Here is a 16,314-nt window from a genome sequence, read left to right as displayed (position 1 = left end):
CGTTTATACTCTGAACCGCTGGATCAGTCCCTTTAATTCCATAGAAAGTCGGCTAAGCGAATCCGTAGCTGAAGCAATTTGGTCCATATTTTCCGATTGTCGTTCGGAAGCTACCGCTACTTGCTTCATACTGTCAGCAGCCGTCCTCGCAATAGAGGATAATTCTTCTACTGATGAAGTGGCATCCTTAGAGAATGTAGCAATGTCCTTTGAAATACTTGTAACATCCTGAATTTGTATTGTGACCTGTTGAACCGCCCGGAGTATATTTTGAAATGTTTTTCCTGCCTCATGGACAACTAAAACACCTGAGTCAACATCTTCTGTTCCTTTTTCTATGGAATTCACAGCTTGATTGGTTTCATGTTGAATCTCATTGATTAACAAGGCAATTTGTTCAGCCGATTGCCGCGACTGTTCAGCTAACTTCCTGACTTCGTTGGCTACTACCGCAAATCCTTTCCCCTGCTCCCCTGCTCTAGCCGCTTCAATCGCTGCATTGAGAGCCAATAAATTTGTTTGACTGCCAATCGAGGTAATGACTTCAATAATTTTACCAATCTCTTGTGATTTCGCGCCTAGGCTTCTTACAACTTTAGCCGATTCATCTACAGAAATAGCAATCGATCTCATTTGGGAAACGGTCCGATTTACAACGTCTTCTCCTCTCTCTGCTAACTCCGTTGCTTGTAGTGCCGATTGCGAAACGACCGATGAGGCATCCGTAATGCGTTGAATCCCAGCATGAACTTGGTTCATGGCTTTAGCTGTTTGTTGAGCAGCACCTACTTGCTTATCCGAGCCTACAGCTACTTCTTGGAATGCCGAAACAATCTGATGAATAGACTGCTTCGCCTGAGTTGCGTGTTGCGATAGCTCTGTAGAGGAGGTAGCGACTTCCTCTGAGCTCGGTCCTACTCGACTGATCAGGTTTCGTAGATTTCGTGCCATTTGGTTAATCGCTTGAGCCACGTTTCCTGTTTCATCCTGATGACTAACTTCTATATCTTTTCCTGTTAGATCTCCTAAAGCCATAGCCTCCGCTGATTTCGCTATTGTATTCATTGGCTTAGAGATCTTGGCAGAAATCCAAGCACCAACTAGGATAGAAAGTGAAAATGCGGTAACACTATAGAGATGAACGGCCTGCTTTTTTGACTCCACTTTTTCTGATATCTCCTTACTCCGTTCTTCTAAGCGTTGTAGTTGTTCCTGAGTTAGAGAGGTTGCCTGTTCTTTTATGACCGAGGTGTACGCTTGATCGAGTTCGTCAATATAATAGTAGTAAACTTCTCCTGTCACTCCTAATAGGGATGCGATAAATAGAAATCCTAGCATCAGCTTTAAACGAATGGTGTATTTCATTTGAGTACCTACCTAGATTGAATATTTTAAGCAGAGTGAAAGAACAAGAATACAAGGATAATATCTATCATTTTAATCGCTAGGAAAGGAAAGAGGATCCCTCCTAATCCAAAGATCATTAAATTTTGAGAAAGCAATTCATTCGCACTCATGGGAAGGTATTTAACTCCCTTTAAGGCAAGCGGGATGAGTCCCGGAATGATGAGCGCATTAAATAAAAGAGCTGACAACACCGCAGACATGGGGGAATGCAAGTTCATGATATTTAATATATTCAATGAAGGAATGGCCTGACTAAACATGGCTGGAATAATGGCAAAGTACTTGGAAAAGTCATTTGCTATACTAAATGTCGTTAAGGCGCCACGAGTCATCAATAACTGTTTACCAATAAGCACGACTTGAATTAGCTTCGTTGGATCGGAATCTAAATCGACCATATTCGCTGCTTCCTTAGCCGCAATAGTCCCACTGTTCATCGCTAATCCAACGTCTGCTTGTGCTAAAGCGGGAGCATCATTGGTTCCATCCCCTGTCATGGCCACCATTTTTCCTTCTGCTTGCTCGTCTTTTACCACTCGGATTTTATCTTCCGGCTTACACTCCGCAATAAATTCGTCAACCCCTGCCTCCTTGGCAATGGTGGCGGCCGTTAACGCATTATCCCCTGTACACATAACGGTCTTAATCCCCATCTTGCGAAGCTCTTCAAACTTTTCCTTCATTCCCGGTTTAACCGTATCCTTCAGGTAGATGACGCCTAGAATCATTTCATTTTTACATACTGCTAAAGGGGTGCCCCCTTGACTTGAAACCTGATCACTAATTCGAAATAAATCTACGGGAATACATCCGCCTATCGATTGAATATATTGCGTTATAGCCGAGACGGCTCCTTTTCGATATGTACCTTGTTTTTCTAAGATTAACCCACTCATCCGTTCCTCTGCAGAGAAGGGAATGATTTTTCCTTTATCGTAATTCTTTATATTCCAATGAAACTTCATGTTCTTTGCAAGCTCAAGCACTGAGCTTCCTTCTGGAGTTTCATCATACAGTGAAGTAATGACCGCAGCTTCGATGAGTTCTTGTTCATTTACATTAGAAACAGGAATAAACGAAGTTGCTAACCGATTCCCAAAGGTAATTGTCCCGGTTTTATCTAGGATAATCGTATTAATATCCCCTGCCGCTTCAACTGCTCTCCCAGATTTAGCAATGACATTGAATCGAGTGACTCGATCCATTCCCGCAATCCCAATGGCCGAAAGCAGTCCACCAATAGTGGTAGGAATCAAACAAACCAAAAGAATAATTAAAGTCGACAGGTCCATCTCAATCCCTAAATAACCAGCGATGGGAATCATCGTCATGACAACGATCAAAAAGATAATGGTGAACACCACTAACAATGTATTCAGTGCAATTTCATTAGGCGCTTTTTGCCTTTTGGCACCTTCTACGAGATATATCATACGATCGATAAAGGAGTCGCCAGGGTCTGTAGTGATTCTAACTTTGATCCAATCACTACACACCATCGTCCCCCCCGTTACGGAACTGAAATCACTCTTTGCCTTTCGAATGACTGGAGCTGATTCCCCTGTAATGGCTGATTCATCGATTGACGCTACTCCTTCCACAATCTCTCCATCGCCAGGTATAAATTCCCCCGCTTCGACTAGTACTAAGTCTCCTCTCCTTAGCTCTAAAGAAGAAACCGATTCTATTTTCCCACTCGAATGTATTCGTTTGGCAACAGTATCTTTTTGCGCCTTTTTCAAACTATCCGCTTGGGCCTTCCCACGCCCCTCTGCGAAAGCCTCCGCAAAATTAGCAAATAGAACGGTTAAAAAGAGGATGTCAAACACAATGACATTGTATAGAATCTGATTCTCAGTTCCAAAAAGAAAGGGAAACAGTATAGTTAGTAGGATCAGAAACGTCCCCATTTCAACCACAAACATCACGGGATTTGTCATCATATGAATGGGATTTAACTTTATGAAACTATCTTTAATTGCTTGACTTATTAGTCCTCTCTTCATCCTGTGTTGTTCTCCTTTTGCCCAACTATATCAGCAATCTAAAACTTCTCAATATTGGCTAGAGCGTAGCCTAAATATATGAGAATCCCTACTGCAAAAATGGATACAATGACCATGTTCAAGCTCTCCTACTCATAAGACTTGTAATTTCCTCTACGAGCCAACGGTAGTGCGTAATACTTGGTTTACAACAAATCACATGTTGAGCTCCAAACAGCTTGAAAATGGAGGTATATTTCACGTTTTGTGTAATTACGATCGGTCTCAAACCAAGATTATGAAGCAAGCTAATCCAATCGAGAGGCTTCTCTAAATCGTCTGGAAATACGTAGGTCATATCATAACTCGAGTACTCCAGGGAACGGTGCTGAATCTCTTCCATGCAAATAGAAGAACCTACTACGCTAGTATTTTGGATATAGCAAACATAGGTGTGCTCACCTGGTTCCTTCATGAATGAAGATAAATCAGTAAAATTAGAAGTGAAACACTCAAATTGAGCTCCTCTTCCCAAAATTAAGATAGTAGTACTCATGATCCGCCTCCATTAGATGGTATAAAAAAGACCAATGCAAACGGCTCCTGTTCACCACTTCCAATTGATTAATGATCATGGAAGGTGGATGAAGAATTGTCTACATCAGTCTATGCGATGTCCCGTCTCCCACTCTTATTTATAAAGGTAAAAATAATAGGCAATGGGTAAAATGACGGACGATAGAGCCAAAGCAATAAATAGTCCCCTCTTCACATCATCGTTAACCACTTTCAGTCTTTTCGCTTCTTCCAAGTCTGAGTTCATGAATACCTCCTTTTAGGAATTAGCTGCTCCATACTTCTCTTGTAAGGTTGAAATTAACTCGCTAATTGAAGGCCTTATCCACAGTTCCTGTTCTACTTGCTGCCTTACCCAGTCCTGTTTTTCCATCCATACCTTACCCATTTCGTTAGGACTGAGAGTAGCACTTAAGAAATAGACTTGCTCCCTTGGGCGAGGAAGGGCATGAGCACCTAACACATAACTATCTAAATATCTCAACAGCTGTTTTCGATGTTTGATCTTCAATAATTCATTGCCAGTGGTAATTTCCGTACCCAATTTCTGTTGTACATTTCCACTGTCTAAACCGTTAAGTAAATTTCCTACAATAAAATAGATATTCTCTGCAGCGACCTGATACTGTTCCTTCGCTTGGGAAACAATACGATTGACCCTGATATACCACTTCATCCCTTTGTAACTTGATAGATTGGGAATGATCTTGATCACCCCAACTTGATCCTCATTTTGTTTCAGCAACAGTACATCCTGTTGAGGCTCCATTTGAAGATGGGAAGGGAATCTATTCTGAAAAAATAGGGCGAGTTCTTGATATAGCATGGTGGTAATTCTTGTGTTTGACTTTCTGGCATTGTTTTGGCTCTTTCGGAGTTCTTCCTCCTTGGCATACACTTGTGTCATGCTAGAGAAGAACTCCCTCTCTAGAGAACCATCTCCAGACACGGTTCTTCTCTCTAATAAGCATGCCTTACATTCTGATATCACTTGTGTGATCTCATCGAGGAATTCCTCAATTTGCTTTAGTTTTCTTTGATCATCCATTCCACTCATGGCAGGTAACCCCCGATACCGGTAAGTCAGGCTGTCGATCATTCCTTCTTTAACTCCGCTAACACATCTAGGTTGAGCTTTAAGACATTCACACGAGGCTCACCGAAGATCCCCCATTCTTTTCCTTGTGTGTTCTTTTCAATTAAAGTTTGAATGGTCGCTGCATCTAGACCTGTATTTTTCTCAATGCGAGGAATCTGAGCAATGGCTGCTTCAGGGCTAATATGTGGATCCAATCCAGAACCAGAATTGGTCATTAGATCCATCGGTACTTCACTTACAGGAACATCTGGGTTTTCTGCTTGCCACTTCGCTATCGATTCCTTGGTTCGATTCATCATGTCTTCATTAGAAGGCGCATAATTGTTCGAACCTGAACCTGAACCGTCATGTTCAATACTTGAGATTCGCCCATGAAAGAGACCTGGGTCATTGAAATTCTGACCAATCAGTTCGGATCCAATGACTTGTTGTTGCTCATTCAAGATTAGACTTCCGTTCGCTTGGTAAGGAACAAGGGCTTGTGCAATACCTGTAACCAGTAAGTGATATCCTAATCCACATAACAGCATCAAAACGACACTTAAACGTAAACTTTTGAATAAATGAGATCCCATTGGGGTGCACCCTTTCGCATCGTATAGTAGAAGGAGGGCTTACCCCTCCTCGTCATTAGACCAATAGATTTAATAAAACATCAATTACCTTGATTCCGATAAACGGTGCAATGACACCGCCTAATCCATAGATAAAGAGATTCCTTCTTAATAATTCCGAAGAGCTCATCGGCTTGTAGACTACTCCCTTCATCGCTAACGGGATGAGCATGGGGATGATAATGGCATTAAAGATGAGCGCGGATAGAATCGCTGACATCGGTGAACCTAGACCCATGACATTAAGAACCGCCATCTCAGGAATTGCAAACATAAACATCGCCGGGATAATGGCAAAGTATTTGGCTACATCGTTGGCAATACTAAAGGTCGTCAACGCTCCACGGGTCATCAGTAACTGCTTACCAATCGAAACTACTTCAATGATTTTGGTAGGATCTGAATCCAGGTCTACCATATTGGCTGCTTCCTTGGCCGCAGCGGTTCCAGTATTCATCGCTAATCCGACATCCGCCTGAGCGAGCGCTGGTGCATCGTTCGTTCCGTCCCCTGTCATTGCCACGAGTTTCCCTTCCGCTTGCTCCTTGCGAATGACATCGATTTTATCCTCTGGTTTGGCTTCTGCGATAAAATCATCAACTCCGGCTTCCCGGGCAATCGTCGCTGCCGTCAGTGGGTTATCCCCCGTACACATAATCGTCTTAATGCCCATTTTTCGCAGTTGCTCAAAACGCTCACGCATACCAGGCTTAACCGTATCTTTCAGATAAATGAGTCCAAAGATTTCTTGACCCACAGCGACAGCCAGCGGTGTTCCACCTTCCTTGGCAATTTGATTGCTCTTGGCATCTAAATCCGCAGGAATCTGACCTCCATGAACGGATACCCATTTCTTCACGGCATCGACGGCGCCTTTGCGAATTTGACGTCCATCCTCTAAATCCAATCCACTCATGCGAGTTTCCGCTTTAAATTCGATAAAGTCACTTCCATAAGCCAAGGATTCATTATATTTGAGCTTCTGATTTTTCATTAATTCAAGTACTGAACGTCCTTCTGGCGTTTCGTCCTGCACCGAGCTAATCGCTGCCCAACCAGCTAGGTCCTCTAATTTGGAATCTCCAACTGGGATTAATGCACTGGCCATCCGATTCCCAAAGGTAATGGTTCCGGTTTTATCCAGGATAATCGTATTAATGTCACCAGATGCTTCGACGGCTTTACCGGACATCGCAATAACATTGAATTGGGTGACACGGTCCATCCCCGCAATCCCAATCGCAGACAGTAACCCCCCGATGGTCGTTGGAATTAAACAAACGAGCAAAGCGATTAAGTAGGGAACTTCAAGGGTAAACCCTAAATAGTTGGAGTAAAAAGGCAACGTAACCACAACAATCATAAAGATTAAAGTTAAACTCGTTAACACGGTGTTGAGTGCAATTTCGTTTGGTGTTTTTTGTCTTTGAGCGCCTTCCACGAGCGAGATCATGCGATCTAAGAAGGACTCTCCTGGATCATTGGTTATGCGAACCTTAATTTGGTCACTCACGACACGAGTTCCACCCGTGACAGAACTAAAGTCTCCACCTGCTTCTTTGATGACAAGAGCAGATTCACCTGTAATCGCCGATTCGTCGACGGAAGCCACTCCTTCAATGACTTCCCCATCGCCAGGGATGAGTTCACCTTGAGCTACGAGGACAATGTCCCCTTTCCGTAAATCCGTAGAAGGTACATTCTTAATGGCTCCATTCACGAGCTTTTTCGCTAAGATGTCCTTCTTCGTCTTCTTCAGCGAATCTGCTTGTGCTTTTCCACGCCCTTCGGCCAAAGCTTCTGCAAAATTAGCAAATAAAATGGTGACTAGTAAGATCAATGTAACCGTGACATTAAACCAGAAAGGAACCGCTCCGCCAAACGCACTCGGAAAGATGGTACCGAGTAAGGTGATGACAAAGCCAATTTCCACAACGAACATGATGGGATTTTTCACCATGATACGTGGGTCTAGTTTTACAAAAGATTGTTTCAGTGCATGGATGACCATCTCTGAATTCATCATTGATTTATTATTTTGACTCATTTCCATTCCTCCATCGAGTTCTTCACACTTAGCGAAGGGTTAAGTATTCAGCAATCGGACCCAGAACGAGCGCTGGGAAAAAGGTTAACGCACCAACCAGAAGTACGGTTCCAATGAATACCCCAGCAAATAATGGAGTGTCGGTACGGAAGGTACCTACAGTTTCAGGAACACTCTTCTTTGCAGCTAACGAACCCGCCACCGCTAACATCGTCACGAAGGAGAAGTAACGGCCCAAGAACATCACGATTCCCGTTGAAATATTCCAGAATGGGGTATTGTCTCCTAAGCCTTCAAAGCCAGAACCATTATTCGCTGCGGATGACGTATACTCATACATCGCTTGCGTAATTCCATGGAAGCCTGGGTTTGAAATCGTATCCGGATGAAGCATGACCGCAATCGCTGTAGGAACTAGAATTAAAATCGGATGTACCAACAAGGTTAAGGCAATCAGCTTCATTTCCTTTCCTTCAATTTTCTTACCTAAGAACTCGGGTGTGCGACCCACCATTAACCCAGATAAGAAAACCGCAATCATCGCATACATCAATACGTTTAAGAACCCAGCCCCGACCCCTCCAAAGATGGTGTTTAACATCATATTGGAGATCGTGATCATTCCACCGATTGGTGTTAAGGTATCATGCATCGTGTTAACTGCTCCTGTTTCGGAAGCGGTAGTAACGACAGAGTATAAGGCAGATTGAGCAACCCCAAAACGCACTTCTTTTCCTTCCATGCTTCCTTGCTCATGTTGGATTCCCAATGAATTTAAAGCTGGGTTACCCGCGTACTCAGAAGATAACGAAACACCCGCCATTATTAAAAACATCATGAACATCGAAACGAATAATACGCGGCCTTGCTTCGCATTTCCTACCATATGGCCATAAGCAAATGGTGTAGCTGTTCCTAATAACAACATGAGTAAGATTTGAATCAAATTACTAATCGCATTCGGATTTTCGAATGGATGGGCGGAGTTGACTCCGAAGAATCCTCCTCCGTTGTTTCCTAATTCCTTAATGGAAAGGAAGGAAGCAACCGGTCCTCTTCCGATTTGTTGTTCTTCACCGGTGATTGTCGTTGCCGTAACGGTTGGATCTAACGTTTGTGGCACCCCAAGCAATACAAAGAAAATAGCCGTTACAAAAGCGATGGGGAGCAACACTCGGAAAATGGATCGAATTAAGTCCACATAAAAGTTACCTAAAGGTTTTCCAGCTAATCCACGGATAAAAGCGATAATAACCGCTAACGCAGTACCTGGTGCTGTAAACATGAGGAATACAATCCCCATCATCTGAGCTAAATACGATAAGCTGCTTTCTCCACTATAATGCTGTAAGTTTGTATTGGTCATAAAGCTGATTGCTGTATTCAGAGATAAGGTCGGCTCCATCGCCGTAATCGCACTTGGATTCAGTGGTAGTACGCCTTGAATTCGGAAAAACGTGTAGGTAATCAAAATCATTAAGGTATTCGAATAAATAATAGCCAGCGCGTACTCTTTCCAGCTTTGATTTTGTTTTCGTACACCGCCTAATTTTAAAATCCAGTTATCAAATCCGAAGATGCGATCCACACCTGTCGGCTTGTAATCAAATGCTTTAGTTAAATATAGACCCATAGGTCTAGCAAGTAATAATACTAGAAGCAAGGTAATCCCAACAGAAATCAATGGCGTTGTCAACGTAATCCCTCCAAATGGTAGTTAAAATTTCTCAGGGTTCACTAATACGTATCCTAGATAGATAAAGGTGGCTGCTGTTACCAAACCCAAAACGATCATCATGATCTATCGCTTCCTTTCTCAATTACCTGCTCAGAAAATTTCGCTAGTCCCACCATCGTAGAAGCTAGACCCACAATGATTAACACCATAAAAACGTCCATCATCTTCAACACCTCCTTGTTCTCCGTCACCAAGAAGCCCTGTGAGCTACGTCCTCTTACTCCCTTGTGAACGGCCTGAATCGGTTCAAACCACTCACCCTGGAGCAAAAAAAATAGACCAATGCTTACCTCAACCCCACGAAACGAAATCAAATTCGTACGCAACACCAAATAGGCGTAAAGCGTTCTGTTACTAGCTTGATTTCGTTCCACATGTGGAGAAAAAGTACTCATTGGTCTACCTAACGCCCAGCCGACACGTAGTGCCCTCTTTGCGATCTGTCTCCCTGTTCCTTTTTAAACAGTGGTATTTAATTTTAAGCAAAACAAAAAGACCTGCGTTTATTCATCTTAAAGAAACCTTTTGTCACCCAGATCCCTAGATAACAAAAAAGCCCCCTCAAAATAGGCGGTCATTGACCTCCCTCGCTTTAGCCGACGAAGTTAGCTGACGGGTAGGATGGCGAAGAAGCTTTCTCATCCCTTCTACCGAAGTAGAATTAACCCCACTTAATTGGGTCCTCCGTTCCCAGGTGCCCTGGGATTTGGCCGATCTGCAATTGTTTGCTTGATGTGACTTATTATAATCTCATTTGTCGATCGTTGTGAAGCTTTGAATTGCTTCAATTTCAGCCATTTTTTTGCATTTACCCGAGATTACAATATTGTTTTCTACGTATTTATAACTGTCTTTATCTTTTTCTCCCATTTTCATGGTTTTAGTTAAGTTTTTTATAAATGATTTGAATTTCTAAAGTGTAAGATTTCTATTTATCCTAATAAACAGAGATAGAGCTAGAAAAAATAAGTAAACCATAAATGTTAGCGCAATCAAGATTACTTTTTCAGCTTTTTCTTGTGATTTTCACTCTTTACAAATTTTGTGAACAGCATGTATGATCATCCCATATCAAATGTTATAAACATGCTAATCGCTTAATCTCCTTAAGGAGAGCGGGGGAACCATCGTGATGGCTGCCATCACAGGGGTGAATCTCTTTTGAGTAGGGCTACTCTCATGCCCGAATCCGTCAGCTAACCTCGTCAGCGTTAGAGAGAGGCATCTTTTTTCGCGTGCTTTTCATCACGTTTATTTTGTGGTGAATTCAAAAGCCACAAGAGGAGACCTCTTCTTGTGGCTTTTTTGCGTCCAAAATGCATGTGCTCTCCCCTTTAACCATAATCTAGGAGGATACCCATGGCTTCAACAAAAAAGAAATTAGAAGCAGAGTTAAGCGAAGCATTTATTAAATTCCAAAGAGAATTAATTGGACGTGGTCCACAGGAGGCAAAGACCTACATTGTAGAGGATATGGTTATTCTTCGCTTTAAAGGGGTTCTTACCGTGGAAGAAAAGCACTTGGTTAAAAATGATCAAGGTCGAAGATTAATTAAAAAAATGAGACAAACCCTACGTGAGATGTATAGTCAAGATTTTGAAGCCATTGTTCAACGATACACCGGATGTAAAGTACTAAGTAGTCATAGCGATATCAGCACTAAGACAGAAGAACGTATTGAAGTCTTCGTGATGGATCGAGATGTCGAAAAAATGCTAGACAAAGAATGCACAGGAAAAAAATTATCAGCCAATTAAAAGGGGATCTATCATGATAGAAGAAATTCGTAGACAATTATTTGCTAATCAGAATATGATTGTTGAGGTTATGACCAAGCACCAGACACGCATCCAAGGTAAATTGACTTGGTTAAGTCCAGACAGATCGATGGCAGAGATTACCCTCCATGACGGTCAAATTAAAACCATTACTGACATTGATATCAAAAATGTCGTTGCTTTAGAGAAAGCTTAGCCAATTACAACGGAGAATTATCGAATCTGAGCTATTATAAAAAGATGACTGAAAATCATTCATGTTTATGAGGGTGCCAAACCATAAATGTTTGGCACTCTTTGTTCCCTAGTTCTAAGAGGTCCTATACTAGACATAGCTAATGAAACAAAGTCCACCATGATAAAAACACGAGCAGCAACAATCGTTGGTATTTAATGACTTGATCAAACACCAACACAGATAAACACAGGTATAAGCAAGAACTGCATAAAAATTGTTTTTAACGCAATCGCAGCGTAATGAATAAGTCTTTTGCTCTTCCTGGATGGATAAATAGAAATGCTGTTCCTATCATTAAGATGTAAGAAATAAAGTTTAATGCCATTAGGATAATGAATAAAGTTATTGTTTTGGACAAGATAATAGCTGTTCGGCTAATGGTAAAATAAATAGATTAATTACTGCCTCTGTTTGGTATTCCTGAACAGTAATAAAGGCCGTCAACACTCCAAAAGTAAGTGGAAAAATAAATAAATGGTTAATTTGCATACACAGTCCAATGATATCGTCCCAGTGAACCATTGAACCTGTTCCGTTAGTTTTAATGAATTAAGCCACAAAAATAGCGATAATAACAAAATAACAAACAACAAGATTTTTGAACGTTTCCCCTTCATGATATCCAATTGAATTGGAGTTCCCACTATTGCTCGCTTCCACACGATGGCTCTTTTAGGTTCATTTACTTTAAGCTCAATGTAGCAATTTCCATGTTTATGAATGTCTTCAAGTGTAACTTCTTCGGTAAGCTTCCATTTTGAACAATCCAATTACAAACAACAGACGCAATTCTATTTAGTTTCTAAATAGAATTGCGTCTGTTTTTTTCTAATTAGTTATCAGTATTTTATTTACTTTTAGCAGTAAACTCCGCTTGAGAAACGTTCATAATTTAGACACAAAAATGACGACCGTTTTCTCTTTCATGGTCGTTGACTAATAACATCATCATCTTGGAAGGAGGAGTATGCATGCTAAAAGCAACACTAACCGCAAAAGAAGCAGCTTCATATTTAGGGGTAAGCTACTGGCTCGTATTAGATGCTGCAAGGCAAAGAAAAATCCCACATTTCCGTATTGGGCAACGCATCATGTTTAGACTGGAAAGCCTTCAACAATGGATTGAACAACAGGAGGCAAGTTCAATAATTGCTCCACTTGAAACGCAATCCGGTAAAATCCGAAAGATCCTACCATAAAGTTTTACTAATTTTAAAGGAGCATATTCTATGGAGTCAATCCAAAGCAAATACCCTTGGTTAGTCTCAGCACTTGAGTGTAGTGAAGAGAACCATATCTCCCAAGAAGTAATTCAACTTTTCATACTTTGGATAGCAGAAAATTCGGGGGAACAAAATGAATAAAATCTTCAAAGAACTGAACATCCGTGGGAGCGAAACGTATGTTCTAACAATAAAAAGACCAAATACGCCAGATGTTGAACTCATTAAAGACAGTCAACTCCAACTTAACTTCTGGGATCTAGAACAAGAATCTAACGAAGACGTATAAAATCACCTTCTTCTGGAGAGTCTTTTAGCATTTCAGACTCTCCAAGGAGGATACTTTATGAAGGATCTAAAAGTAACGAGTATTACTTACACCAACGAATCACCCAAAGAATCATTGATTTGGTTCCATCAGTTGCTCACCAAACTGATCATTGATGAACTGAAACTTGATCCGTTCCATGCAGGTAGTTTCATCATGTCAGCGCATCAGTTCTTAAAGCTTATCGAAAATATGGAAGATAAAGGAGAAGTAAACAATGACTAAGTACATTGAATCCTCTATAGCTCTCTATTACCGTGTAAGTACATCGTCACAAAATGATGATATGCAAATTGGTGCCAACCAAAGTTATCTTGAGAAAATGGCAGTTAAGGAATTTATTGAATTAAACGATCATGGGGTATCTGCACTCAAGAATGAATTGCATAAGAGACCTAAACTGGTTGAATTACTTGAACTAATCAAAGCAGGTCAGATAAAGACTGTAATTGTTTACGCAAGAGATCGTCTGTCACGTGATATGTACGAATACTCCAGCATCGTACAAATATTTTATGACTACAAAGTAGAAGTCATTTTCACCATGGAAAATCATACGTCTTTCCAACAGACCAAGGATATGGAGCTATTGGCATTCCTTTTTTGCGACCAGGAAGGAAGAAACCTTCAGCAGAGAACAAAGGATCGTAACAAAAGAAACCCTTACGCAATTTTTGGATATAAAAAAATCAAAGATGGAAGCAATAAAGATTTCTATAAAATAAAGCTTGAAGAAAAGGACCGCTTAGTTAACCTCTTTAACCTTTGCTTGAAAGCTCAAACTCCTAAGGATATGCTTGATTACCTTGAGAAACAAAAGAAGTTATTCAAAAAGCCTAATGTATTTGAAATATTAAAAATACTACAGAATCCTTTTTATAGTGGCCACTGCGAAGAAGAATACGGATTTCAGTCACTACTACACGTTGAATCAGTGGTTTCATTGGAAATGTTCCTCAATGTGAGGACCAAGTTGAATCATTTCAGCAAGGACATCTTTGAAGCAATGAATGACAACCCTGTGGTTCAAGCTTACTGCGCAGTATGCAACCAACAAATGAAAATAAAGGGGAAAAGTTTAACCAGTGCTGGTTACTTTCTTTGCAAAAACAATCATTCTCGGGTAACTATTCATGTAGAGGAACTGGACAAATTATTGAAAGAGGCTATGGTTAATCATTTTAATAGTATGGCTACTGGAAAATTAAAGAAAATTACTAGAGCATCAGTTATCAAGCTAATAAATGAGATAGAAGCATCAATAACCAAGATTCATAATGAAATTAAAGAAGAAAGCATTAATTTATCCTTATCTTTTGCGCCAAATAAATCCAACCCACTTGTGTTACACAAATTTCAATTAATTAAAGAACTCAAATCCCAAATACGAAGACTGTCGGTAAAAAAATACCAACTTAACCTTACACTTAGCGACATAGATCTGTTACATCAAGAAGTACATAAAAAAGTTATTGAAGGATGTCTAAAAACTAACCTAAGAAAACTTGCAAATCTAGTTGTGGACAAAGTAGAAATTTCAAATGGAAATGTAATGTTCCATTTCTTTTTTAAAGAATTTATCCAACATCAGGGAAAGTAATCTCACTTTAAGGAGATGACCGAAATGGAAAAGTCGAAAGCGCTTGGAATTTTACGAAAGTCGTCATATAAACAAAAGAACAATCTTAGCTTTGATATTCAGAGGGAAAAAATTCTAGGTCTCCCATCAGCACAAGAGTATGACATAGAATTTATTGAGGAGATTGAATCGGCATATCATTCAAGTGCATCTGAAAGGTCGGGCATGCAAGAAGTAGTAGAAAAAGCTATTAATGGTGATTATAATGCTCTCTTCTTTTACGAGGAGTCACGGGTAAGCAGACAATCGGGCAGTGATTTCGTCATTGATATTGTACGTGAAATTGCACGAAGGAAACCTTACTTTAAATTCTATAGTACTAGCAAGAGTGGTGAATGGGATCCAGATAGCTTAGAAGTAAAAATCAAAATGATAAGTAGTGAGTCTGATTCAAGGAAAATATCCCAACGTGTCATTGATACAAGGAATACATTGTTAGGTAATAAAAAAAGGCCAGGAGGCCCACCGCCATATGGTTACATCCTAGTTGAAGGAAAGCTTGTTCCCGTTGAACATGAAGTCCCCATCGTTAACTTTATATTCTTCTTAGCAATATGGGGGACAAGTAACAAAGATATTTCGAACTTACTCAATCAATGCAATGTTCCAACTCGTTCAAATGGAAATTGGAGCCCAAGTAGTATAGATGTCATCCTTAATAATCACACATACATCGGTGATTATACAAATGGCAAACGGAAGAGTCATTCAAATGGTGCAAGGAAACCAAAAGATCAGTTTGAAGTAATAAAAGACTTTAATGAACCTATCATCCCTCAAATTCTCTGGAATCTTGTCGTTCAAGTACGTCAACTTAAGAATGATTTCGGAATGAAAATGAGGACACCTTTTCTTTTAAGGGGTGTTATTGAATGCAAAAAGTGTTCAGAAATCCTTAAATGCAAAGACAATACGCCAACAGGTTCTAAGAACAGTTATCTGAACTACTATTGCGACAAGTGTAAAAACAAGATATCCCCAGAGCTTGTTCACCCAGAGTTTATCAAGAAATTTATTCAAAAAATACTCACAGTTTTAACCGACAGTAAGGGATATACCAAACAAATGCTGAAGCAATGGGAAAAAGATCTCAAATCCAAGAGTACAGATCTCAAACACAAGTTAGACATAGTCGAGTATCATCGGTCCTTATTAGATGACAGTAATGAATTATTCGAAGAGTGGAAATCAGCTTTACAAGTTACAATGGATTCCTTTAAAGAACAAATAGAACTCAATAAAGAAGAACTTATCAAAGTAGAACGACTTATGTCCAACAAAGGATTTACCAACCTCTTTTCCATTATTACTAACTCAAATCTTTCCATGCTTAGACAGTCGGAACTCCGCATATTGGTCCTACAGTTTACGAAAAGAGTAATTATTGACTTCATCGATAATGAACAGCATATTGAATTAAAATCATTATCTCTCTAAAAAAAAGACATTGGTTCAAAAGCCTAAAATATTTGCATTAGAATTAAAGTTGTTGGACGAAAACTCTAAGAGTTGGTTTTATACGTCTAGAACATGCCGCAAAAGATTATAAGATCCCTTGATGCCAAGGGATTTTGTAATAAACGTCTCGGTTTTTTAGCCGTCGTGGGATCAAACGACGGTTATAAAACCGAGTACCTTATT

At 40.2% G+C, this 16,314-nt stretch carries 17 protein-coding genes and 2 riboswitches; of the genes, 7 read left to right on the top strand and 10 right to left on the bottom strand.

What is annotated here, in order from left to right:
• Positions 1-3 precede the first annotated feature (3 nt).
• From EIZ39_RS09110 to EIZ39_RS09070, 10 genes are all read right to left on the bottom strand, one after another.
• Complete coding sequence (locus EIZ39_RS09110; RefSeq protein WP_129199648.1) at positions 4-1,365, bottom strand: methyl-accepting chemotaxis protein; 1,362 nt, start codon at positions 1,363-1,365, stop codon at positions 4-6.
• A gap of 26 nt (positions 1,366-1,391) precedes the next feature.
• On the bottom strand, positions 1,392-3,413 hold the full coding sequence (kdpB, locus tag EIZ39_RS09105; protein WP_129199647.1) for a potassium-transporting ATPase subunit KdpB: 2,022 nt from the start codon (positions 3,411-3,413) through the stop codon (positions 1,392-1,394).
• 118 nt (positions 3,414-3,531) lie between these two features.
• Entirely contained in the window at positions 3,532-3,948 is a 417-nt protein-coding gene (locus EIZ39_RS09100; RefSeq protein ID WP_129199646.1) for a hypothetical protein, read from the bottom strand.
• A 135-nt stretch (positions 3,949-4,083) separates the two neighbouring features.
• Positions 4,084-4,215: a hypothetical protein gene (locus EIZ39_RS27505; RefSeq protein ID WP_255433907.1), complete on the bottom strand. Its 132-nt coding sequence runs from the start codon at positions 4,213-4,215 to the stop codon at positions 4,084-4,086.
• Between the two features lie 12 nt (positions 4,216-4,227).
• On the bottom strand, positions 4,228-5,025 hold the full coding sequence (locus tag EIZ39_RS09095) for a hypothetical protein (RefSeq protein WP_129199645.1): 798 nt from the start codon (positions 5,023-5,025) through the stop codon (positions 4,228-4,230).
• Positions 5,026-5,063: 38 nt separating this feature from the next.
• Positions 5,064-5,642, bottom strand: coding sequence for a potassium-transporting ATPase subunit KdpC (gene kdpC / locus EIZ39_RS09090; protein WP_129199644.1), 579 nt, complete (start codon positions 5,640-5,642; stop codon positions 5,064-5,066).
• Between the two features lie 55 nt (positions 5,643-5,697).
• Positions 5,698-7,728: a potassium-transporting ATPase subunit KdpB gene (kdpB, locus tag EIZ39_RS09085; RefSeq protein WP_129199643.1), complete on the bottom strand. Its 2,031-nt coding sequence runs from the start codon at positions 7,726-7,728 to the stop codon at positions 5,698-5,700.
• A gap of 28 nt (positions 7,729-7,756) precedes the next feature.
• Positions 7,757-9,412 (bottom strand): potassium-transporting ATPase subunit KdpA, encoded by a 1,656-nt coding sequence (gene kdpA / locus EIZ39_RS09080; protein ID WP_483296031.1) that lies wholly within the window; start codon positions 9,410-9,412, stop codon positions 7,757-7,759.
• A gap of 33 nt (positions 9,413-9,445) precedes the next feature.
• Positions 9,446-9,523 (bottom strand): potassium-transporting ATPase subunit F, encoded by a 78-nt coding sequence (locus EIZ39_RS27710; RefSeq protein ID WP_368666312.1) that lies wholly within the window; start codon positions 9,521-9,523, stop codon positions 9,446-9,448.
• The gene (locus EIZ39_RS09070) at positions 9,523-9,861 is read right to left on the bottom strand and encodes a hypothetical protein (protein ID WP_164984985.1); all 339 of its coding nucleotides are present in this window, start codon (positions 9,859-9,861) and stop codon (positions 9,523-9,525) included. The genes EIZ39_RS27710 and EIZ39_RS09070 overlap by 1 nt, the downstream gene beginning before the upstream one ends.
• A gap of 184 nt (positions 9,862-10,045) precedes the next feature.
• A riboswitch (cyclic di-AMP (ydaO/yuaA leader) is annotated at positions 10,046-10,188 on the bottom strand.
• A 362-nt stretch (positions 10,189-10,550) separates the two neighbouring features.
• Positions 10,551-10,692: riboswitch (cyclic di-AMP (ydaO/yuaA leader) on the top strand.
• A 133-nt stretch (positions 10,693-10,825) separates the two neighbouring features.
• Between EIZ39_RS09070 and EIZ39_RS09065 the strand changes: the two genes are divergently transcribed.
• From EIZ39_RS09065 to EIZ39_RS09035, 7 genes are all read left to right on the top strand, one after another.
• Positions 10,826-11,224: a Na-translocating system protein MpsC family protein gene (locus EIZ39_RS09065; protein ID WP_129199640.1), complete on the top strand. Its 399-nt coding sequence runs from the start codon at positions 10,826-10,828 to the stop codon at positions 11,222-11,224.
• 13 nt (positions 11,225-11,237) lie between these two features.
• Positions 11,238-11,441 carry a hypothetical protein gene (locus EIZ39_RS09060; protein WP_129199639.1) on the top strand — a complete coding sequence of 68 codons (204 nt, stop codon included), beginning with the start codon at positions 11,238-11,240 and terminating at the stop codon, positions 11,439-11,441.
• A gap of 1,013 nt (positions 11,442-12,454) precedes the next feature.
• Positions 12,455-12,682 (top strand): helix-turn-helix domain-containing protein, encoded by a 228-nt coding sequence (locus tag EIZ39_RS09050; protein ID WP_129199637.1) that lies wholly within the window; start codon positions 12,455-12,457, stop codon positions 12,680-12,682.
• 157 nt (positions 12,683-12,839) lie between these two features.
• Positions 12,840-12,995, top strand: coding sequence for a hypothetical protein (locus EIZ39_RS26500; RefSeq protein WP_164984984.1), 156 nt, complete (start codon positions 12,840-12,842; stop codon positions 12,993-12,995).
• Positions 12,996-13,052: 57 nt separating this feature from the next.
• The gene (locus EIZ39_RS09045) at positions 13,053-13,259 is read left to right on the top strand and encodes a hypothetical protein (RefSeq protein WP_129199636.1); all 207 of its coding nucleotides are present in this window, start codon (positions 13,053-13,055) and stop codon (positions 13,257-13,259) included.
• Positions 13,252-14,634, top strand: coding sequence for a recombinase family protein (locus EIZ39_RS09040; RefSeq protein WP_129199635.1), 1,383 nt, complete (start codon positions 13,252-13,254; stop codon positions 14,632-14,634). The genes EIZ39_RS09045 and EIZ39_RS09040 overlap by 8 nt, the downstream gene beginning before the upstream one ends.
• A gap of 24 nt (positions 14,635-14,658) precedes the next feature.
• A complete protein-coding gene (locus EIZ39_RS09035; RefSeq protein WP_164984983.1) occupies positions 14,659-16,110 on the top strand; it encodes a recombinase family protein in 1,452 nt (483 codons plus the stop codon).
• Positions 16,111-16,314: the final 204 nt, after the last annotated feature.

Origin of the sequence: Ammoniphilus sp. CFH 90114, from assembly GCF_004123195.1 — a bacterium.
GTDB lineage: Bacteria > Bacillota > Bacilli > Aneurinibacillales > RAOX-1 > YIM-78166.
Note: the sequence above shows the minus strand (reverse complement) of the source record. Positions and strands in the feature narration are given on the sequence as shown.